The sequence below is a fragment of the Vreelandella profundi genome (assembly GCF_019722725.1).
GTDB lineage: Bacteria > Pseudomonadota > Gammaproteobacteria > Pseudomonadales > Halomonadaceae > Vreelandella > Vreelandella profundi.
This window is the reverse complement of the sequence record NZ_CP077941.1, coordinates 2,353,143-2,373,819: the sequence shown is the minus strand read 5'-3', so window position 1 is coordinate 2,373,819 and position 20,677 is coordinate 2,353,143. Positions and strand designations below refer to the sequence as shown.

Genomic DNA, 20,677 nt, shown 5'->3' with positions numbered 1-20,677 from the left:
GAGATAACCAGTTTACGCTACCGGCGGCCTCGCTTCACCCTAACGATGAAATGTCATGCTGATGTCCATCAGCCTTTTACCGACTGATGCAGTGGCGCATAAAGCATCTCCGTCAGTGTCGCAAAGCAGTGGCCGCTATTGTTCTCGCTAAACAGGCTTTCGAAGTGTGGCCATTGATGGGCGAGGTAGGCGCTTTGGGCAACTTCACCGGCCTGAAAACGGCCGCCTTCATAGGCCGTTTCAGCGGCGGCGTAGGCATCGCTTGCTGGGTCAGATTCTGGCGTGCCCTGTTTGGCTAACCAGGCGAACGCGGCCTGCGGGGCGAGCGGTAGCGGAGCCTGCATGCCATCGCTCCAGGCGTTGAGCATGTTGTGTAGTTGGTAGCGGGCATTCTCGGCCTCTAAAGGCTCCAAGCGCACATGGCCTGCTTTTGAGAGCAGCTGCGTGGTCATCGGGCGCTCGGCATTACCCGCTAGGTGGGCGACCCAGGGCCGTAGCAGGTGCTGCCAGCGGTACTGAGCGCGCCCGCGGCCTTGGCTTACCAGGCTGCTGCTCAGCAGTAATAGGCGGCAGCGGTTGCCCTCGCTATCTTCTCGTAACTCGCCCAGCCAGTCTTCCAGCGTTACTCGTCCTTCAACTCTTTCAACAACTCTTTCTTCGACAACTCGTTCTTCAACAACATGCACTGCCTGTGGCGCCGTCACTATGTGGGGCCACTCTTGTAACGCTTCTTCGTAGGCGCCAAACAGTGCCTCCATCGGCTCTGCCAGCGCTTCGCGCATGCGCTCGCCAAAAGCGCCCACGGCGAGCACGCCTTGGCCTTTAAAGCGTTCAAGCGCCGCGTGCAGTGCTTCGATGCGTGGCAGGCCGTTATCGATGGCATGGCGCTGGGCGGCGATTAGCTGATCCTGTAGCTGCCAGTTTTGTAGCCCGTCTAGGGTGAAGGGTTCCACATCGAGCTGGGCAAGCTCTTCCTGCTCAAAATAAACACCTAGGCGGGTATTGAAAAACGCTTTCGCCGGTTCACGTAAAAAGCTGCCCAGCTGAACTAGATTTATGGAGGCCGGTTGTTCGCTATAGGCCTCAAGCCGTGATGGTTTTGCGCTTGATTCGATCTTCCGTGGAGCGTGTAACGCGTGCCACTCATGAACGTATGTGAAGAGCCGCGCCTGAGCGGGTGAGTCGTTGGTTTGTGCGGTGAAATAGCGACGGCTGAACGGCTGAAGCGGGTGCTCGGTGGTTAAGGCGTCTAGCAGCGGTTCACCGCTTTGCGTGTGCCAGCCTGCTTTAAGGTGGTCGCGCAGTTGGCCGACCAGCACCGACGGTGGCATCGGGTTGTTATCGATCAGGCTGCGGCCCACCCAGCTAATGTAGAGCTGCTGGCGGGCAGAGAGCAGCGCTTCTAAGAACAGGTAGCGGTCGTCTTCCCGGCGTGAGCGGTCGCCGGGGCGGTAGTCGCTGCCCATCAGGTCAAAATCTAGCGGTGGCTGCGAGCGTGGGTACTCGCCGTCGTTCATGCCCAGTAAACAGACGTGCTTGAACGGGATCGCGCGCATCGGCATTAGCGTGGCGAAGTTGACCGCCCCGGCTAAAAAGCGCTGTGAGAGGCTATGTTCGTCGATTTGCCCCAGCCAGTGTTCGTGCACCATGGAAAGCGGCAGAGGGTCAAAAAGCTGGGCCTCTTCGGTACTGTCCAGAAGCTGCTGCAGCGCGGTTTCCAGCTTGGTGAGCATCACGCTCTCTTGGGCGTCGTCGGTTACAAAGTAGGTTTCCAACAGCTCACGCAGCCGTGCCACCCAGGTGGCGGCATCGGTGGGCTGGCAGAACGTTTCCCAGGTGTTTTCCAGGCGCTCTAGCAAGGTGGCTAGCGGGCCCGCTAACGACGCTTCCAGCCCGCCAATGTCGTCAAACGGCTCAATGCCTTGCCAGGCGTCGGCGTCACCAATGGCGTAGCCCAGCAGCAGGCGGCGCAGGCCAAATGCCCAGGTGTTCTGGGTCAGCCCTTCAGGTAAATCCAGCCGAGTGCGCTGCTCGGCATTGAGCCCCCAGCGAATGCCCGCGCCTTCAATCCAGCGGCTCAGCGTGGGCAGGTCGTGTTCTTCAATGCCAAAGCGGGTGCGCAGCGCGGGGACTTCTAAAAGATCTAAAAGATCGCTTACCGAGAGGCGTAGCTCGGGCAGGCGCAGCAGCTTTTCCAGCGCGATCATCAGCGGTAGCCGGTGGCGGCTGGCCTGATCCGACAGCGTGTAGGGAATGTAGCGCGGGTCGTCACTTTGCAACTGACCAAACACGGCTGCAATGTGCGGCGCGTAGCGGTCGATGTCTGGCACCATCACGATGATGTCGCGTGGTCGAAGATCCGGGTCGGCGCTGAACGCGGCGAGCAGCTGGTCGTGGAGGATTTCCACTTCACGCTGGGGGCCGTGGGCGATATGAAACACGATGGAATCGTCGCTGGCAGCGTCTAATGCGGGCCAGTGGGTTTGAGTTTCAGCGACCGGGCGCAGCTCGCGGATGTCGTCCTGCAGCTGGCTGAGCAGGCAGTTGCGTTCTTCGCCGCTAAACGGCTCAAACATATCGATTCGCAGCGCCTGCTGCTCAAACAGCGTTTGGTAGTTGCCTGAATCGTCGTGCTCATCAAGCAGGCGTAAGTAGTCGCGGCCCTGTTTGCCCCAGGCGGCCAGCAGCGGCTGGGCGTGAAGATGCAGAGCGTCAGTGGCATCGCCGGTACCCAGTACGTCCAGCGCGTCGGGCATGCCTGCCTTACGCTGCTGGCGATAGCGGCTGGCGCGCAGCAGGTCTTTGTGTTCGATGATATCCGCCCAGTAGTACTGGCAGGGATTGTGCACGCAGAGCACAATTTGGCAGCAGCGCGACAGTGCGGCCAGCGCTTCCAGGGTCTGTTGCGGCAGCGATGAAATGCCAAAAATGATGAGTCGCCGAGGCAGGCCGGGCGGGCATGACTGGCCTTCGAGCTGCTCAGCCGCGGTTAAAAAACGGCTGTGCACCTGGGCGCGGCTGCTGTTAAGGCCCGCTGCACCTTGCGTGTGGGCCACGTCGTCGCGCAGTGCTCGCCATAGTGCCGGCTGCCACTGCTGGTGCGTTTCCAGCGGGCGCGCTTCACCGCGAGCGGTAATCAGCACATCGCTGCCCTTCGCCCAGGCGTCGAGCCAGTCCGCGCGGTAAACTTGATACTGATCAAATAGATCGGCCAGCCGCTCGGCCAGCTGGTAGTGCTTGCGCTGGTCGCGATCGACCTCTAAAAAACGTGCCAGCGGGGCAAAGATGTCCTGCTCGGCAAGGCTGGGCAGCAGGCGCAGTAAGCGCCATACTAATCGCGATTTATCAAAGGGTGAGGTTTCGGGCACCGCTTGTTCGCTATGGGCGTTGTCGTCGAAGGCTGTATCTTCGAATGCTGTGTCGTCATGCGCAACGTGCGTTAACACCGTGCGGTAGGCTTGCCATAGAAAGCGCGCGGGCAGGGTGACATTCAGCGCTGCGGCAATGCCTGCGCCGCCTTGCGCGGGGTCTTCAGCGAGCGCCAGTTTTAGCCATTGCCCGATACCGTTGCTCTGTACCAAGATGGTTTCATTTTCCAGCGGCGCTAGCGGGTGCCTGCGCATCCACTCCACCGCCAAACCGCGCAGGTCTTCAAGACGATTGGCATGCACCACCATAAAGCCTGGCGCTAACGGCGTTTGTGAGAGCAGAGGGTTTACAGGCATGCACGATAGTCCTTAATGAATGATTCCTTGACGGCAGTGGCGATGGGCATAGCGCTATGGTGCCATATGTTAATCATCTTGCGGGATACGAAATATATCGCCAAGCTATACGGATACCGTGAGCAAAGCTAAGAGAGATCAACAATGACTGAGTCATCCCAACATTCCCGTCGCCACTCTTCTCTAGTGGTCGATGGTCCAGGTAAAGCTGCTAGCCGCGCCATGCTGCGGGCGGTGGGCTTTAATGATGATGATTTTAAGAAACCCCAAGTAGGTATTGCCTCCACCTGGAGCATGGTGACCCCGTGTAACAGCCATATTGGTGAGTTGGCTGATTTCGCCCGCGATGGCGCTGATGCAGGCGGTGGTAAAGGCGTGATTTTCAATACCATCACTATCTCTGATGGCATTGCGAATGGCACCGAAGGTATGAAGTACTCGCTGGTTTCCCGTGAAGTGATTGCGGATTCCATCGAAACGGTGGCCGGATGTGAAGGCTTTGATGGCCTGGTGGCGATTGGCGGCTGCGATAAAAACATGCCGGGCTGCATGATGGGCTTGGCGCGGTTGAATCGCCCCAGCGTATTTGTTTACGGCGGCACTATCATGCCGGGTAAAGGGCACACCGATATTGTTTCGGTTTTTGAGGCCATGGGTGCGCACTCCCGTGGCGATATCGATCTGATCGAATTAAAGAATATCGAAGAAACCGCTATTCCTGGCCCGGGCTCCTGTGGCGGCATGTACACCGCTAACACCATGGCCTCCGCGATTGAAGCGCTGGGCATGAGCCTGCCGGGCAGCTCAGCGCAGAACGCTATCTCTCAAGAGAAGCGCGATGACTGCAAAGCGGCGGGTGAAGCGGTGCTGGCGCTGCTAGAAGCCGATATTAAGCCTTCCGATATCATGACCCGCGAAGCGTTTGAAAACGCCATTACGGTCACTATCGCGTTGGGTGGTTCTACCAATGCGGTGCTGCACTTGATTGGTATGGCGCGCACCATTGGTGTTGAGCTGACGCTTTCTGATTTTACCGAGATTGGTAAGCGCGTGCCGGTACTGGCTGACCTGCGTCCTAGCGGCCATTACATGATGAGCGAGCTGGTGGCGATTGGTGGCATTCAGCCAATGATGAAAATACTGCTGGACGCAGGCTTGCTGCACGGTAACTGCATGACCGTCACCGGCAAAACCCTGGCAGAAAACCTGGCAAATGTGGCGCCTTATCCCGCTGAGCCGCCGATCATCGCGCCGCTGGATAAGCCCGTTAAAACAGAAAGCCATTTGCGTATGCTTTACGGCAACTTGGCGCCAGAAGGGGCCGTTGCGAAGATTACCGGCAAGGAAGGCACGCGTTTTTCTGGCTCCGCGCGGGTATTTGGCTCTGAGGAAGAAGCGCAGGCACGCATTAATGACGGCACCGTTGTGGCGGGCGACGTTGTGGTTATTCGCTATGAAGGCCCGAAAGGTGGCCCGGGTATGCGCGAAATGCTAACACCTACCTCAGCCATTATGGGTCGCGGCCTGGGTAACGACGTGGCGCTGATTACCGACGGACGTTTCTCGGGCGGCAGCCACGGCTTTGTGGTCGGCCATGTTTCGCCGGAAGCCTTCGACGGTGGCCCGCTGGCGCTGGTGGAAAATGGCGATACCATCACCATTGATGCTGAAGCGGACACGATTGAGGTTGATTTGTCGGATGAAGAGCTGGCTCGCCGTCGCGCGGCGTGGCAGCAGCCAGAACCCCGCTATACGCGCGGCGTTCTCGCTAAATATGCGCGTCTCGTTAGCTCTGCCAGTACCGGTGCGGTAACCGACCAAGAGTAACGGTTTATCGGCGAGTGTCATTAAAACGTCAAGCGCAAGGCTTAGCATATGAGCCTTGCGCTTTTTTTGTAGTCAAACGTCAGTGGCTAAACGGTGGGGTCGATGGTAGAGCAAACGCAGACGCGCGGACGAATAGGTGAGGTGTTTTGGGCCTTTTTAGCACTGGGCTTAACCTCCTTTGGTGGCCCGGTCGCGCATCTGAGCTACTTTCGCACGGCGTTTGTAGAGCGTCGCCAATGGCTTTCTGAGCAGGCCTACGCCGATCTAGTCGCGCTATGCCAGTTCTTGCCAGGGCCCGCTAGTAGCCAGGTGGGCTTTGCGCTGGGGCTGCTGCGTGCAGGCCCTTGGGGCGCTGCCATGGCGTGGCTGGCATTTACACTGCCGTCGGCAATTATCCTAATGCTGTTTGCACTTGGTGCGACGGTAATGGGTGGTCCGATTGCCAGCGGCCTTATTCACGGATTGAAAGTGGTGGCGGTGGCGATTGTGGCCCATGCGGTGTGGGGAATGGCGCGCAGCCTGTGCCCGGATAAAACACGCGCAGGGATCGCGCTGGCTGCTGTGTTTACGGTGGCCATGGTGAATGGCCCGCTTGGCCAGGTTGCCGCTATTGCTGCGGGCGGCTTAGCCGGGCTGATGCTATGCCGTGATACAGCGATAACAACCGTGGGTGAGGCGCTGCATTTTCCGGTCTCACGCCTTGCGGGTACCGTGTCGCTGATGATTTTTGGCGGGCTGCTTGTGCTGCTGCCGCTGTTCGCCGTCAGCGCTGAATGGCTAAATATCGCTGATGCGTTTTACCGCGCAGGCGCCCTGGTGTTTGGTGGCGGGCACGTGGTGCTGCCTTTGTTAGAGGCCGAAGTGGTGCAGTCTGGCTGGGTGACGCCGAATGACTTTCTTACCGGCTACGGCGCAGCTCAGGCGGTGCCTGGGCCACTATTCACCTTTGCCGCTTACCTGGGGGCACTGTTGCCCGGCATTCATCCTTTCGCGGGAGCGGTGCTAGCACTGCTGGCGATTTTTATGCCGGGTTTTTTACTGCTGGTCGGCGTGCTGCCTTTTTGGAATCACTTTCGCCGGTGGAGCAATGCTCAAGCACTGATGCGAGGGGCCAATGCCGCCGTAGTGGGTATTTTAGCGGCCGCGCTTTATCAGCCGGTATGGACCAGTGCGATTGTGGGAATGGGGGAGTTCGTTTTGGCGCTGGCCGGTTTCTTACTATTAAGCGTATGGAAGCTGCCCGCTTGGCTAGTGGTCGCCGTCGTCGCGGTGGGGGGAGCAGTGATCGCACCCTAAGCAAATGATTGGAGTGTGAGGTCTAAACATAAAGAGAGTTTTATCAGACCGCCGGGAGGCGGCCTGTGGAAGAAAGCGCGATGAGAAAGCAGAAGAATACTGCTAAGGCGCCTCCAGTTCTAAGGTGCGACGCAGGGCGAGGAGTTCATCCACGCACAGATGCTCAAGCCTTCCGGCGAGCAAGTCGCTAATTTTCTGGACGGGAAGTCCTGCCCGGCGGGCAATTTCTCGACTTCCTAGGTCTGATACTGCGATCAGACGCGTGATAATACGCATTAAGCGCGTACGTTTTTCTAGTTCCCTGACATCGAGGTCAGGGCTGCTTCGCGGGGGATCAACCTGTTCCGCAGTGGCAGTTGCGCGTGCCGTGCTCATGTGGCTCCATTAGTCTGAAATGACAAACACACAATGCCGCCAACGCGTGCGCATTTCAATGCCTATTTTGATGAAAATTTCACGACGCGTGCAAAGCCCGCAAACGGGCTAGCTCTGGTAAACTATCCGCCTTCCTATTTTTCAGTGTGCCTGGCTTAGCGCACGCCGTTTTTTTCAATTTCGTTTCGCTTTTATAGGCCGTTGGGCCGAGGAGTTTTGCATGTCGTCGAACAGCACACCCAAGGTGGGCGTGATCATGGGGTCTAAGTCTGACTGGCCCGTCATGGAGCACGCCGTGGCGATGCTGGAACAGTTGGGCGTGGCTTATGAGACGCGCGTAGTATCGGCTCATCGCACGCCTGACCTGCTGTTCGACTATGCCAAGAGCGCGGCTGAGCGCGGCCTGCAGGTCATTGTGGCTGGCGCGGGTGGCGCGGCCCATTTGCCGGGTATGGTTGCTTCACAGACCCCGCTGCCCGTGCTGGGTGTGCCGGTGGAGTCCAAAGCCTTGAAGGGCTTGGATTCACTGCTCTCGATTGCGCAGATGCCGGGTGGTATTGCAGTAGGAACGCTCGCGATTGGTAAAGCCGGGGCGACCAACGCAGGCCTATTGGCGGCACAAATCGTTGGCCTGCAAGATGCCGCGGTGCGCCGTGCGGTAGAAGCCTTTCGCGCCGAGCAGACCCAGAAAGTACTCGATAACCCAGATCCGCGCCCCGAGCCGGACGTTGAATAAGGAAGCTCGGTTATGACGTCTGGTATGACCAAACATTCAGGCATTACCCAACGTATCGGCATTTTAGGCGCCGGACAACTGGGCCGTATGTTAGCGCTGGCAGGATATCCGCTGGGTAATCGCTTCACCTTTCTGGATACCACTGGCTACCCTAGTGCGGGCATCGGTGAGGTGATCATCGACCCCGATAACCAGCGCTTGGCCGAGTTCCTGGCTAACGTCGACGTGGTGACCTACGAGTTTGAACACTTGCCCGTTCAACTGGTCCGTGACATTGAGCAGCACAAGCCGGTATACCCCAGCAGCCGGGCAATTGAAGTGTGCCAGAACCGTGTCGAAGAAAAGACGCTGTTTGATCGCTTAGGCATCCCCACGCCCGCCTACCGGGTCGTTGAGAGTGCCGAGCAGCTTGAGGCGGCTGCCCGTGAGCTTGGCTGCCCCGTGGTGGCTAAATCAGTTACTGAAGGCTACGACGGCAAAGGCCAGGCGGTGTTGAAGCATCCTGAGCAGGCGCAGGACGCATGGGCGGCTATCGGCCACTCGCAGCTGGTCGTTGAGGCCTTCGTTGATTTCGTTCGCGAAGTATCGATGATTGCCGTACGGGGTCGCGATGGCGAGGTGGTGTTCTATCCCATGGCGGAAAACCAGCACGTTGACGGCATTTTGCGCTACTCGGTTGCGCCGCTGCCGGACTTGGATGCCAGCGTTCAGCAAACCGCCGATAGCTATATTCGTGCGCTGTTAGATGAGCTGGATTACGTTGGTGTGCTGGCGCTGGAGTTATTTCAAACCCGTGACGGCAGCCTGCTAGCCAATGAAATGGCCCCTCGCGTGCATAACTCTGGTCATTGGACCATGGATGGGGCCGTCACCAGCCAGTTTGAAAACCATCTGCGTGCGATACAGGGCCTGCCGCTAGGCGATACTCAAGCGATTGCGCCTACCTGCATGATTAACATCATTGGCCGCGAAGGCGATAACGCGGCCATGCTGGCGCTTGCCAACACGCACCTGCACCGCTACGACAAGGCTGAGCGCGCCGGTCGTAAGCTTGCTCACGTCAATATCCTCGCGGCTAATCACGCCGAACTGCTTGAAAAAGTACGCGCCTGTAGCGCGCTGCTGCCAGAGGCGCCGCCCCCAGCGCTAAGCTTTACTGGCAAGCTCTGATATCAAGCTGTATCAGAAAAAAGCCGCCTGTTCACAGCAGGCGGCTTTTTTAGTACTGGTGATTGAGTACTGGTGATTGAGTACTGCTGATCACTGACGCATTTAGCTCAGCTGGCCACTCAGCACTACCCACAGCGCAATGAGTGCAAAGTGGCCGGGATACCAGGCTAGCCATAAACGGCGCGGCATCTCCACGATGACGGTAGGAATAGAGCGGGCCGCACCGGCGGCGAGAATAAGCACGATGACGCAGGTGCCGACGGTGAATGATTTGGCCATATCAGAAGCATTCATCTGCCCTGCAATCCAGAGCACGGGAAAGGCCGCTAGCCCCGCCCATAGGCGCGCTTGGAAATGATTGCCTGCTTGATGTAGTGCGTGCATCGCAAACATTAGCAGCGGGATCAGCAGCAGCCCGTTATGACCGTATTCCACCCAGAAACCGAGTAAATACCAAACTGTCACGCCTACTGCTGAACCGGCTAAAAGCCAAGGTAAGCCTAGCGTTTGCTGCTGGTAGTGCTGCCAGCCTTGGCGTACTAACGTACCCAGCACAAGGCCACTGGCCAAGGTAAAGCAGACGTTTAAGATGAAGGCGTCGGATGCACGGGGCATGAGCATATAGGGCAGCTGAGCAACCAGGCCAATCACCAAAATGCGCCGTGAATAGCGCAGCGGGTTACGCGTATTAAACAGCCCGTGCCAGGCCACCATCGCAGCGAAGAGTGGGAAAGCAATGCGGCCAATGGATGAACCTGCCCAACCTAAATCCCAATCACCCGGCAATACATAGCGCGTGAGATGATCGACGGTCATTGTGAACAGTGCTAGCCATTGCCCCCAGCCAGTCCAATGGGATGACGGGCGCGAGCGAGTGTCTGGGTGAGTACCCGGTGAAAGAGCCATAAAACCTCCGTGTTGATCAACTGCAATGATACACAGACTCAGGCCGTTCTACCTAGTTCACTGAATTTGCTGCCTTTGAAAGCAGCTAGAATGGGCGCTAGCTGAGTGAGAACGTACCGACCGTGCCGCCATTGTACGGCCTGAAAGCGCGTCACCCCGGCATAGGCCGGGGTGACGATAGCGCTTGTTGCTTGTTAAGCGGGAGACTGCTCACCCGGCTTTGCGATTACTCTTCACCGAAATAGCGGGTAAAGATTTCGTCGTAGGTGCCGTCTTCCTGTACTTCAGCCAGCGCTTCGTTGAATTTTTCGGCTAGCGCTTCGTCGCGTTGACGGAAGGCGATACCAAAACCGTCACCGAAGTATTCTTTAGGCTCGCTAATGCGCTCACCGATCACTACATAGTCAGCATCGTCGCTTTCAAGCAGCGTTGTCTGGCCAATCGGGAAGTCGAGGAAAACGATGTCCAGGCGTTGGGCTTCCATGTCCAGCACCATGTCGTCGGCCGTGGAGTAGCGGCTGATCTCGGCGACGCTGCTAAAGTTGTCCGTCACGTAGTTATCTTGCAAGGTGCCGCGCTGAACGCCGATAGTCATGCCTGCCAGCGTTTCTTCATTTGCTTCGCTGATGTCCAGGTCGCTGGCGGCAAACCAGGCTGACGGCATAGTGATGTAGGGGTCAGAAAACAGCACCTGCTCGCGACGCTCATCGTTGATGGTCATCGACGACATGATGGCGTCGTAGTTGCGTGACATCAGGCCGGGAACAATGCCATCCCACTCTTGCTCAACCCATTCGCAGGTAACGCCCATGCGATCGCACAGCTCGTTGCCAAGGTCGATATCAAAGCCGGTAAGCTCACCTTCAGCGGTGCGAAATTCCATCGGCTCATAGGGAACGTCTACGCCAATACGGACGTTATCGTAATCGCGCGCTTGGGCGGAGGAGGCTGCGGCGATGGCTACGCCCAGAAGAGAAACCGTTACTAGTTTTTTCATTTTTCTACTCCATAGGGAACAGGTTCACTAATTATCATCCCCCTTAACCTACCCCAGCTGACGGCAGACGAAAAGAGGCAATTACTGCTATAAACCAACGCTTGTTTGACGGTGGCAGATTTATGTTTCGCTGCTACAAACTTAACAGGCCCAGGGGCTAGCATGGATTGATTAAGGCGTTTGTGGCTGCAAGTGCGCCAATAGGCGTTTTTCCAAGAAACGGAAAAAGTACAAAATTGCGAACGTTAAGCATAGGTAGATAGCAGCGACAAACAGAAATGCATCGAACGGAGCGTAAAAACGCGCATACACAAACCGTGCGGCACCGGTTAAATCCATCAATGTCACTACGCTGGCAATGGCGCTTGCATGTAGCATGAAGATAACTTCGTTGCCGTAGGCGGGCAGGGCGCGCCGAAAGGCACTCGGCAAGATGATTCGCCGCATCATTAGGCTTTGTGACATGCCGTAGGCGCGGGCGGCTTCAATTTCACCTTGCGAGGTCGCTTTGATCGCACCGCGAAAAATCTCGGTGGTATAGGCGGCAGTGTTAAGCGTGAAGGCAATCAGCGCAGGATAAAAAGCACCGCGCAGTATGGGCCATAAAAAAGACTCTTGAATGCCGTCGATAAACACCACGCCGTAATAAATGATGTAGAGCTGAATCAGCAGCGGCGTTCCGCGAAATACATAGGTAAACAGGTAAATCGGCAAACTAATCCATTTATGCTTTGAGCTGCGCATAATCGCCAGCGGCACGGCGATAATTAGCCCCGCAATCAGCGATAAAAAGACCAGTTGGGTGGTGGTGACAAACCCTTGGGCGTAGTACCCGAGCGTATCGGCGGTAAAAATGGTGTTGCCAGCGAGCACGTCATTAAACCAAGTGGAAATATCAAGCATCTCACTGACCTCCGAAGCCGATGTCGTAGCGTTTTTGCAGCCGCGCAAAAATCCATTCGGATACGCTGGCAATTAGCAGATAAACCACGGCAACGGGAATTAAAAAGGTAAACGGTTCGTGAGTGGCGCGGGAGGCTTCTGCGGCGACGCGAACCATATCGGTCAGGCCAATAACGGACACCAGCGCGGTGGTTTTCAGCAGTACCATCCAGTTATTCGATAGCCCTGGCAGCGCATGGCGCATCATCTGCGGAAAACGTATGCGCCTAAATACCAGGCCGCTACTCATGCCGTAGGCTTTACCCGCTTCAATCTGACCGTTGTCGACCGCCATAAAGGCACCGCGAAAGGTCTCGCCCATGTAGGCGCCAAAGATAAAGCCAATGGTCAGCACGCCAGCTGCGAAGGCATTGAAATTAATATAAAGATCGATCTCGTAGCTGTAATAAAGCATGTCGCTAATAGCGTTCACGCCAATTTGGCCACCAAAAAAGAGCAGCATCATCAGCACAAGGTCAGGCACGCCACGAATCAGCGTGGTGTAAACCGTAGCGGTTCGCCTTAAAAACCAATTACGCGACATCTTGGCGGTGGCGGTTAGCAGCCCTAAAATAATCGCCAGTATTAACGACAGCACCGCCAACTGAATAGTGACGCCAGCCCCTTCGATCAGCCGAGGGCCATAACCTTGTAAATCAAGCATGGTAAGCCTCGCAGATCAGTATTTAGGTGCTAAAAATTGCTTCAGACGCGGAGACTGCGGATTACCAAGCACCTGATCAGGCGGCCCAGCTTCTTCCACTAAGCCCTGATGAAGATAAATAACCTGACTGGACACGTCACGAGCAAAGCTCATCTCGTGCGTGACCACGACCATCGTTCGACCTTCTTCAGCCAAGCCGTGCATGACCTTGAGTACGTCGCCAACAAGCTCAGGGTCAAGTGCAGAGGTGGGTTCGTCAAACAGCATCACTTCTGGGTCCATCGCCAGGGCACGCGCAATCGCGCCACGCTGCTGCTGGCCCCCTGACATTTGGGCGGGGTAGGCATTGGCACGCGCCGTTAAACCCACGCGATCAAGCAAGGCGTGAGCATGCTCTAAAGCTTCTTTTTTGGGTTTTTTCAGCACATTGATCGGCGCTTCAATAATATTTTCCAGCAGCGTCATGTGTGCCCACAGATTAAAGCTTTGGAACACCATCGAAAGCTTGGCGCGCATTTGCACCACCTGCTTCCAATCTTCTGGCTCGCGGCCATGTTTAGTGGTTTTAAAGCGGATTGGCTCGCCGTGAACAATGAGTTCGCCATCGTCGGGTTGCTCAAGCAGGTTCATGCAGCGTAAAAAGGTACTTTTACCTGACCCAGAGGCGCCAATCAGCGTGATGACATCGCCCTTTTGGGCTTGCAGTGAAAGGCCTTTCAGGACTTCCGTTTCGCCAAAGCGCTTTTTAATATTACGCACTTCAAGGGGAGTAGGCGTAGCGGCCATAAGATTGGCTCCAGTACAGAGTTGCCGCAGCAACAGTAGGTTGTTTGGTGCGGCTGGCGCGAAAAAAGGGGCGATTCTATCAGGCCGGGCACACTGCGCGCGCCCTAATTATGAGATTAAGCATTCGACGTTCGTCGTGGTGCTTAAGGGCCTGTGATCATCTCGCCATTATTATTGTCAACATCGCTTACTTTTATACGGTTTTAAAGCCCAGTTTTTCTCAGTTTTTTTGTGATGCTCTTAGGATTTTGCTGACTTAAGATTGCGCTGAAATAGGCGCTACTAATAACGCTGCCCGAGCGTCAACTTCAACGTTGGCGTTAGGAAACACCACGCAAAGAGGCTTATCGCCTACTCGAAAATCACCCGCAGTAGCGTCTTGCGACAAAAGCGTGCCGGGTTCGAAGCGGCTGAAATTGGGCGTGTCATCGGCAAAACAGAGTTGGAAATTGTCAGAGCGACGCATGAGTTCGTGGTGCACTTGAAAAAATACCATCTGTGACGCTGCCTTACTTGCTGGCTGATGACCTTCACTCAGTGATGTCAGCAGCGCACCCATGGGTATCAGCGATGCCATGTCGTTTTGGCCGAAAGGCGCTACACGCCCCAGCTCAAACGTAAACGCCTGGGCTGCGTGATAATGCTTGCTGTAGTGAGAGAATGTCCAGCTGTGCTGGTGTTGATGCAGCACTGCCTGCATGTCTGCTGCCGCGAACCACTCCCACTGCGCAGGGTTAGTCGCTGATTGCGCAAAGGGTTCCACGACAAAACGTGGGTAGCGACTGCCTCGAATGGCGGTATGAAGGTCGTAATGCAACTTGGGTTGATTGGCATGGCGAGTATAAAAATGATCGACCGCGGCCATGAGTTCACGGGCGCGATCAGGCTCTGGGCCTTCAGCCGTTAGCTCGCGATTGAACAGGCGGTTTAAATTAGTGCTGAGAAAGCGCTGCTGAGCCTTAAGCGCAGGCAAGTTGCCCAGAATAACTAGCACCGGCGCGCCCAGCGTCACGGTGCCTGCTTCCAAGGCGCTTAGCCACTCACCGATAAGCTCGACCGGTGCCGTTTCGTTACCATGAATCGCTGCTGAAAAGATACACGCGTGGGCATCGGCACTTGGCTGATGCGGGGCTAGCTCCATAATGCCTGGCGCGTGCAAAGAATACGTTCCGCTTCTAAAAGCGCCGCTGCGAGAGGCGGGGGGCTGCTCGTCAAGCGACCAATCGAGCCAGTGGCCTAGCATTGTTGGTTCCTTCATCCATGTGGTTGTCAGCATAACCGTGAGCCTAGGTTTAGCACGTTGAGCGGGTGTGACATACCCATAGGTCGTTCGCGTGAAAAAGCCCAGTTTAATCATGAAACAATAAAAACGCGCCCATGCTAAGCATGCGCGCGTTTTTGCAGAAGAAATATCAGGTTAGGCTGAACGCTGGCGCTTCATCTCTTGCTGATACTCGCTGGCGAGAGAGGTTTTTTGTTTGTCTTCAAGCCCACGCCCGGCCAGCTGAAAGACTTCTTGCTCTTCTTCATCCAGATGATGGGTCACTAAATGCTGCAGCTGTTTAGCATGGGTCAGCCAGTGAGTCGCGCTATATTCAGTCTCATCGAGCAGTTCTAATAGCTCGTCAATTTCATGGTGCTCAGCCACGCTATGGCGCGCTTTTTCTTGGGTTAGATCAATGGCCATCATGGGGATATACAGCGCCCGCTCTTCCGCCGCCGCATGGCAGTGCAATTCAGCCCGCACCTGCTGATAAAGACTATCGCGCTCTTCACTGTCGCCATGAGTCTCCACTAACTGGGCGAGCAGGTCGCGCTGAATATCATGATCCTTGCGCAGGGCTTCAAAAATCGTCATTCCTAGCTCCTTGGAAACGTTTCAGGGGGTGGCATGACAAAAGCTAGCGGTGGATGGCGTAAAGTGCAAGGTAGCAAATATGTTCACCTTAATGGGGGCCGTGGTGGGCACGCTAACCCACCACTGAAAGCTCTCGGTATCAATTGGCCTTATATGGCCCTTTATGCCCCGCGAGTTGCCGTATAAATGGTGTACACGGATTGGCTTGCCGTCATAAACAACCGGTTGCGATCCTTGCCAGTGAAACACACGTTAGAACAGACTTCGGGTAGCAAAATACGTCCTAGCAGATCGCCTTGCGGTGAAAACATCACCACACCATCGATCCCTTCACCGCCGTTAGCACTCGACCAAATATTGCCATCCATGTCGCAGGTCATGCCGTCAAAGACTGTATCCTCACTGGTCACGATAACTTGCCGATCGCTGACGCTTCGCCCATCTGCGCCAAGCGACCAGTGAATGATCTGAGCAGGTTCTTCAAAATGGGTGGAGGCACTGTCGCTGGCGTAGAATCCGTTGCCATCTGGTGTCAGTACAATACCGTTTGGCTTACGGATATCATCGGTCAGCATTATGGGTTCATCAAGACTGTCATCGACGTAATAGATGGCTGTCTCAAGCTCCAGGTCACGCTTCTTGCCCTCGTAGTCGAAGTGGGCACCATAGCCTGGATCGGTAAAAATAATACCACCTGAAGGAAGTGCCACCAGGTCATTGGGCGCATTCAACGGCTTGCCCTGATAGCGCTCAGCGAGAACGGTTGTACTGCCGTCCCACTCATAGCGCAAGACGCGGGCGGGAGAGTGCTCACAAGAAATCAATCGACCCTGGTGATCGAAGGCATTACCGTTAGAGTAGCCAACATTGTCTCGAAGGACGCTGACTTGGCCGGTCGATTCATCCCAGCGCATTTGTTTGGCGCGAGGGATGTCGCTGAAAACGACGTAACGTCCTACTGCGTTCCAAGCAGGTCCTTCTGTCCATAGCCCACCGCTCCAATGTCGCTCCAGTGGGCTATTGAAAATCATGTAATCGCTGAAGCGTGAGTCCTCGACTTTCCAAGCATCAATGGGGTAGCGGTCGGGGACAGGGCCTAATGAGATCTGAGAAGCAAACAGCTGAGGTGACGTGCTAACAGCCGCTAGGGCGGCCGTTGCCGAAAGGAACTGACGGCGTCCAAGTTTCATAGCGTTATCCTGATTATTGTTTGATTGCATGGTGTGGGCAAAGTGGAAGTGAGGGTATATTCACCTCATGAGAAATGTAGAACATAATCGATTAAAGGTCACACATTGACTGTTGAATAAGTTTTATTATTGTTTAACCCCAACGCGTGGACGAAGACCCAATAGGAAATGGTGTGAAGCAACTAAAACAAATTGGCAACCTGCAGGACTTTGAGCGCGTAGCACGTAAGCACTTACCAAGGCCGCTGTTTGGCTATGTGGCTAACAGTGCAGAAGAAGGTAAAACGCAGCTCGCCAATCGGCAGGCTTTTGATCGTTACGCCTTGCGGCCAAGGGCCCTGGTTGACGTTTCAGCAATCTCGACCGAAACCGAGTTGTTAGGCCAGCGCTATAGCGCGCCCTTTGGCATTGCTCCCATGGGGATTAGTGCCCTAACGGCTTACCGCGGTGATCTTGTGCAGGCGCGCGCGGCCGCTAAAGCCAAGCTTCCGATGATCCTTAGCGGCAGCTCGCTTATCCCTCTTGAAACCGTTCATAAAGAGGGGCCCACCGACTGGTTCCAGGCTTATTTGCCCGGCACGCTTACTGAGATTGAAGCATTGCTTGCCCGCGTCGAGCGGGCTGGCTACCGCAACTTAGTGATTACGGTGGATTATGCCGTGCCGCCTAATGGCGACAATAATCGCCGCAGCGGTTTTTCATCGCCGCTTCGGCCGAGTTTGCGGCTGGCCTGGGATGGCATTATTCGCCCACGCTGGCTCGTCGGTACCTTTCTACGCACGCTCTATCATCACGGCATACCGCATTTTGAGAATAACTATGCCGAGCGAGGCATTGCGGTTATTTCCAAGAATGTCACTCGCGATTTCTCTGGCCGCACCCATCTCGACTGGAGCTATCTGGAGCGGGTAAGGGCGCTATGGCCAGGCAAGCTGATCGTCAAAGGCATCCTGCATCCTGAGGACGCACGGCGGGTTGAGGCGCTGGGAGGCGACGCTATTATTGTGTCCAATCATGGCGGCCGGCAGCTCGATAGTGGCGTTGCGGCACTCGATGCGCTGCCTGATATTGTCCAGGCTGTGGAGCATATCCCGGTGATGGTCGATAGCGGTTTTAGACGCGGCACGGACGTTATTAAAGCGCTAGCATTAGGTGCAAATTTTGTATTCATTGGCAGGCCGATTAACTACGCGGCAGCCTATGCAGGGGAGGCGGGCGTGACTCATGCTTTGAATCTACTGCGCGAAGAGGTCGTCCGCGACTTGGCATTAATGGGAGTGACGGATATTGGTCAGCTTGCTCCTGAGCACTTAGTGGTCCGCCCTTAAAAACGCCGCGTGAGCCAATGGCTCACGCGGCGTTGTGTTGCTACAAGCGCAGGTTTAAACGTGCATCGCTAGCAAAGAGGATAAGCGACTTATTGAACGCCTCGCTTTTCTGCTCAGACTGCAAGTTTGTCAGCAATGGCGCGGCCCAGACTTGCGGTAGTGCCTTGTCCGCCTACGTCGCGGGTAAGCACTTGGCTATCGCCTTCGCTAAGTACTTCTTCAATCGCCGTTACCATTGCATCGGCGGCTTCCTTGTAGCCTAAGTGTTCAAGCATCATGGCACCTGACCATATCTGGCCAATAGGATTGGCGATACCTTTGCCTGCGATATCAGGCGCGCTGCCGTGAACCGGCTCGAACAGGCTCGGGAATTTGCCTTCCGGGTTAATGTTAGCCGAAGGCGCAATGCCGATAGTGCCGGTACAGGCGGGACCTAAGTCAGACAGTATATCGCCAAACAAATTGCTGCCCACTACTACGTCAAACCAGTCCGGATGAAGTACAAAGTTAGCGGTCAGAATATCGATATGGAATTTATCCACGGCGATCTCTGGGTAGCCTTTCGACATTTCGACTACGCGCTCATCCCAATAGGGCATAGTGATTGAGATGCCGTTGGACTTGGTCGCCGAGGTGAGCTTTTTGCGTGGGCGTGTTTGAGCCAACTCAAATGCATATTTCAGCACACGGTCAACGCCGATGCGGGTCATGATGGTTTCTTGAATGACGACTTCACGATCGGTGCCTTCAAACATTTTGCCGCCAACGCTTGAATACTCGCCTTCGGTGTTCTCGCGAACCACATAAAAGTCGATGTCACCCGCTTCGCGACCCGCCAGCGGACTCTTAATGCCGGGCATTAGCTTGCAAGGGCGCAGGTTAATGTATTGATCGAACTGACGGCGGAATTGTAGCAATGAGCCCCACAGGGATATATGGTCGGGCACTTTTTCGGGCCAGCCAACGGCACCATAGAAGAGCGCATCGAAACCCTTTAGCTGCTGGAGCCAGTCATCCGGCAGCATTTTGCCGTGTTCCAGATAGTAGTCGCAGCTACCAAATTCAAAGACGGTAAATTCAAGATCAATATTAAAACGCTTGGCAGCCGCTTCAAGCGCACGAATGCCCTCGGGCATGACTTCGGTGCCAATGCCGTCGCCAGCGATGACTGCAATCGTATGAGCCATGGTAACTCCTTACATTGTTTGTTATTAACGATGAGTGCTGATGCATGCGTATTGAAACGTCACAGCAATACCTGGACTCAGTGTAGCGGCTATTTGTTAAGAGATAATCAGGCTATTATTCAAGGTATTATTGCCTGAAAGTAGAGAATAGCCGAGGGATTAGATGGCTCACTTGGATGATTTGGCTTTTTTTCAGCATTTAGCTCGTGCCGGAAGTTTAACGGCGACGGCGCGCGAGCTTGGCCTTTCGCTGTCAGCGGTGAGCAAGCGGTTAAAAATGCTGGAAGGGCGTTTAGGCGTCGAGCTGGCTGCCCGCACCACAAGGCGACTAACCCTGACGGCCGAGGGCGAGCGCTATTTTGCACGCGGCGCGCTGATTTTAGATGAGCTTGATGAGCTGGAAAATTCATTAGGCGAGAATATTAACCAAGCGCTTAGCGGCAGGCTGCGTATTAACGCCACCTTCGGCTTTGGTCGCCGCCACATTGCTCCGCTGCTGTCGCGTTTCTGTGCCCAGCATCCCGACGTAGAAGGGTGGCTCGAGCTCACTAACTTTCCGCTTAATTTGAGCGATCACGGCTTTGATATTGGTATCCGCATTGGCGAGCCTCCTGAGTCGCGCTTAGTTGCCCGGCGAATTTTGGCGAATCGGCGAGTGCTCTGTGCATCACCGGCGTATATCGCTCAGGCGCCAACGCTTCAAGCGCCCGCAGATTTGCAGCAGCATGCTTGCTTAGTGATCCGCGAGAACGACAGCGATTTTCCGGTGTGGCGCTTTGAGCGATGCGGTCAGCCTACCAAGGTGCAGTCGGTCAAAGTCAGCGGCCGGTTGGCAAGCAATGATGCGGAGGTTATCACCCGGTTAGCGCTAGATGGCCACGGCGTGATGTTGCGCTCTTGGTGGGATGTTAATGAGCACCTAGCGAACAGCGCCTTAGTGGCGTTACTGCCAAGCTGGCAAGGCGTACGAGCAGACTTTTACGCGGTATTTGAGCAGCGCCGCCACGTGCCTGCTAGGCTGCGCGCCTTTATTGATTTTGCGCAACGCGAGATGGTGGGGCGAGTGTCGGCACTGCCAGAAGAAACGATTAACGGCCTGGGCACGCCTCGCCCTGAGTAACGTCGATGAGCTCATCGGTCGGGAAGTTGAGCTCTGCCGCACGCTGACGAAGACGCGCTTCTGTCGCGCTATCCATTTGCGGTGTGCGTGACAAAATCCACAGATAGTCACGATTAGGGCCCGCTATTAGCGCGGATTGATAGTCATCATCCAATTCTAAGATGTTGTAGCCGCCGTAAAAGGGGCCGAAAAAACTGACTTTTAAACGCCCGACGCTCTCGTCGTCTATAAAATAGGCGCGGCCTTCAGCTTCATCCCACTCTTGCTCCTGCAAATTGTAGCCGCGGTTAATAACCCGCACGCCGTCGTCGTCACGCAGGCTGTAGGTGGCGGTGACGCAATCAAGGCCGCGCTCAAAAGAGTGATCTAAACGGGCAATTTCGTACCACTGGCCCAAGTAGCGGTCTAGTTCGAAACCGGTGACGGGCTGCGTGCCTTCTGGAATGCCGGTACAGCCGGTGAGTAGTGCCACACTAGCTAAGCTGCTGCCTATAAGGGTTTTCACTGAGCGCTCTCCTTGCCGGTAAATTTGTTCAGCGGCTGTTGATGATAATAGCGACAGAATAGAGC

At 55.5% G+C, this 20,677-nt stretch carries 18 protein-coding genes; 6 read left to right on the top strand and 12 right to left on the bottom strand.

Features of this window, described 5'->3' with window-relative positions; genetic code table 11:
• Positions 1 to 68: 68 nt before the first annotated feature.
• Positions 69 to 3,725: an exodeoxyribonuclease V subunit gamma gene (gene recC, locus KUO20_RS10930; protein WP_235039892.1), complete on the bottom strand. Its 3,657-nt coding sequence runs from the start codon at positions 3,723 to 3,725 to the stop codon at positions 69 to 71.
• A 144-nt stretch (positions 3,726 to 3,869) separates the two neighbouring features.
• Between recC and ilvD the strand changes: the two genes are divergently transcribed.
• Together ilvD and chrA are read left to right on the top strand one after the other, a co-directional pair.
• Complete coding sequence (gene ilvD, locus KUO20_RS10925; protein ID WP_235039891.1) at positions 3,870 to 5,552, top strand: dihydroxy-acid dehydratase; 1,683 nt, start codon at positions 3,870 to 3,872, stop codon at positions 5,550 to 5,552.
• Between the two features lie 102 nt (positions 5,553 to 5,654).
• A complete protein-coding gene (gene chrA, locus KUO20_RS10920) occupies positions 5,655 to 6,848 on the top strand; it encodes a chromate efflux transporter (RefSeq protein WP_235039890.1) in 1,194 nt (397 codons plus the stop codon).
• Between the two features lie 102 nt (positions 6,849 to 6,950).
• Here the strand turns inward: chrA and KUO20_RS10915 are convergent, their stop codons facing one another.
• The gene (locus KUO20_RS10915) at positions 6,951 to 7,223 is read right to left on the bottom strand and encodes an XRE family transcriptional regulator (RefSeq protein WP_235039889.1); all 273 of its coding nucleotides are present in this window, start codon (positions 7,221 to 7,223) and stop codon (positions 6,951 to 6,953) included.
• 220 nt (positions 7,224 to 7,443) lie between these two features.
• Between KUO20_RS10915 and purE the strand changes: the two genes are divergently transcribed.
• Together purE and KUO20_RS10905 are read left to right on the top strand one after the other, a co-directional pair.
• Positions 7,444 to 7,959, top strand: coding sequence for a 5-(carboxyamino)imidazole ribonucleotide mutase (gene purE / locus KUO20_RS10910; protein ID WP_235039888.1), 516 nt, complete (start codon positions 7,444 to 7,446; stop codon positions 7,957 to 7,959).
• A gap of 12 nt (positions 7,960 to 7,971) precedes the next feature.
• On the top strand, positions 7,972 to 9,129 hold the full coding sequence (locus tag KUO20_RS10905; RefSeq protein ID WP_235039887.1) for a 5-(carboxyamino)imidazole ribonucleotide synthase: 1,158 nt from the start codon (positions 7,972 to 7,974) through the stop codon (positions 9,127 to 9,129).
• A 102-nt stretch (positions 9,130 to 9,231) separates the two neighbouring features.
• Here KUO20_RS10905 and KUO20_RS10900 read toward each other — a convergent pair whose 3' ends face one another.
• The 8 genes from KUO20_RS10900 to KUO20_RS10865 all read right to left on the bottom strand — a co-directional run bounded on the left by KUO20_RS10900 (position 9,232) and on the right by KUO20_RS10865 (position 16,472).
• Complete coding sequence (locus KUO20_RS10900) at positions 9,232 to 10,035, bottom strand: TraX family protein (RefSeq protein WP_235039886.1); 804 nt, start codon at positions 10,033 to 10,035, stop codon at positions 9,232 to 9,234.
• 226 nt (positions 10,036 to 10,261) lie between these two features.
• The gene (locus tag KUO20_RS10895) at positions 10,262 to 11,032 is read right to left on the bottom strand and encodes a transporter substrate-binding domain-containing protein (RefSeq protein ID WP_235039885.1); all 771 of its coding nucleotides are present in this window, start codon (positions 11,030 to 11,032) and stop codon (positions 10,262 to 10,264) included.
• A gap of 171 nt (positions 11,033 to 11,203) precedes the next feature.
• On the bottom strand, positions 11,204 to 11,935 hold the full coding sequence (locus KUO20_RS10890) for an ABC transporter permease (RefSeq protein WP_235039884.1): 732 nt from the start codon (positions 11,933 to 11,935) through the stop codon (positions 11,204 to 11,206).
• A gap of 1 nt (position 11,936) precedes the next feature.
• Positions 11,937 to 12,638: an ABC transporter permease gene (locus tag KUO20_RS10885; RefSeq protein ID WP_235039883.1), complete on the bottom strand. Its 702-nt coding sequence runs from the start codon at positions 12,636 to 12,638 to the stop codon at positions 11,937 to 11,939.
• A 15-nt stretch (positions 12,639 to 12,653) separates the two neighbouring features.
• On the bottom strand, positions 12,654 to 13,424 hold the full coding sequence (locus KUO20_RS10880; RefSeq protein ID WP_235039882.1) for an ABC transporter ATP-binding protein: 771 nt from the start codon (positions 13,422 to 13,424) through the stop codon (positions 12,654 to 12,656).
• 256 nt (positions 13,425 to 13,680) lie between these two features.
• Entirely contained in the window at positions 13,681 to 14,667 is a 987-nt protein-coding gene (locus KUO20_RS10875; protein ID WP_235042470.1) for a succinylglutamate desuccinylase, read from the bottom strand.
• A 174-nt stretch (positions 14,668 to 14,841) separates the two neighbouring features.
• Complete coding sequence (locus tag KUO20_RS10870) at positions 14,842 to 15,282, bottom strand: hemerythrin domain-containing protein (protein WP_235039881.1); 441 nt, start codon at positions 15,280 to 15,282, stop codon at positions 14,842 to 14,844.
• 161 nt (positions 15,283 to 15,443) lie between these two features.
• Positions 15,444 to 16,472, bottom strand: a complete 1,029-nt coding sequence (locus KUO20_RS10865; protein ID WP_235039880.1) for an SMP-30/gluconolactonase/LRE family protein — start codon at positions 16,470 to 16,472, stop codon at positions 15,444 to 15,446.
• 173 nt (positions 16,473 to 16,645) lie between these two features.
• Here KUO20_RS10865 and KUO20_RS10860 point away from each other — a divergent pair, with 173 nt between their 5' ends.
• Positions 16,646 to 17,800: an alpha-hydroxy acid oxidase gene (locus tag KUO20_RS10860; RefSeq protein WP_235039879.1), complete on the top strand. Its 1,155-nt coding sequence runs from the start codon at positions 16,646 to 16,648 to the stop codon at positions 17,798 to 17,800.
• A 113-nt stretch (positions 17,801 to 17,913) separates the two neighbouring features.
• On the opposite strand, the gene KUO20_RS10855 is transcribed toward KUO20_RS10860, so the two are convergent.
• Positions 17,914 to 18,987, bottom strand: coding sequence for a tartrate dehydrogenase (locus KUO20_RS10855; RefSeq protein ID WP_235039878.1), 1,074 nt, complete (start codon positions 18,985 to 18,987; stop codon positions 17,914 to 17,916).
• 163 nt (positions 18,988 to 19,150) lie between these two features.
• On the opposite strand from KUO20_RS10855, the gene KUO20_RS10850 reads away from it, so the two are divergent.
• A complete protein-coding gene (locus tag KUO20_RS10850; RefSeq protein WP_235039877.1) occupies positions 19,151 to 20,107 on the top strand; it encodes a LysR family transcriptional regulator in 957 nt (318 codons plus the stop codon).
• Here KUO20_RS10850 and KUO20_RS10845 read toward each other — a convergent pair.
• Positions 20,076 to 20,612: a lipocalin family protein gene (locus KUO20_RS10845; RefSeq protein WP_422823076.1), complete on the bottom strand. Its 537-nt coding sequence runs from the start codon at positions 20,610 to 20,612 to the stop codon at positions 20,076 to 20,078. The genes KUO20_RS10850 and KUO20_RS10845 overlap by 32 nt on opposite strands.
• Positions 20,613 to 20,677 lie beyond the last annotated feature (65 nt).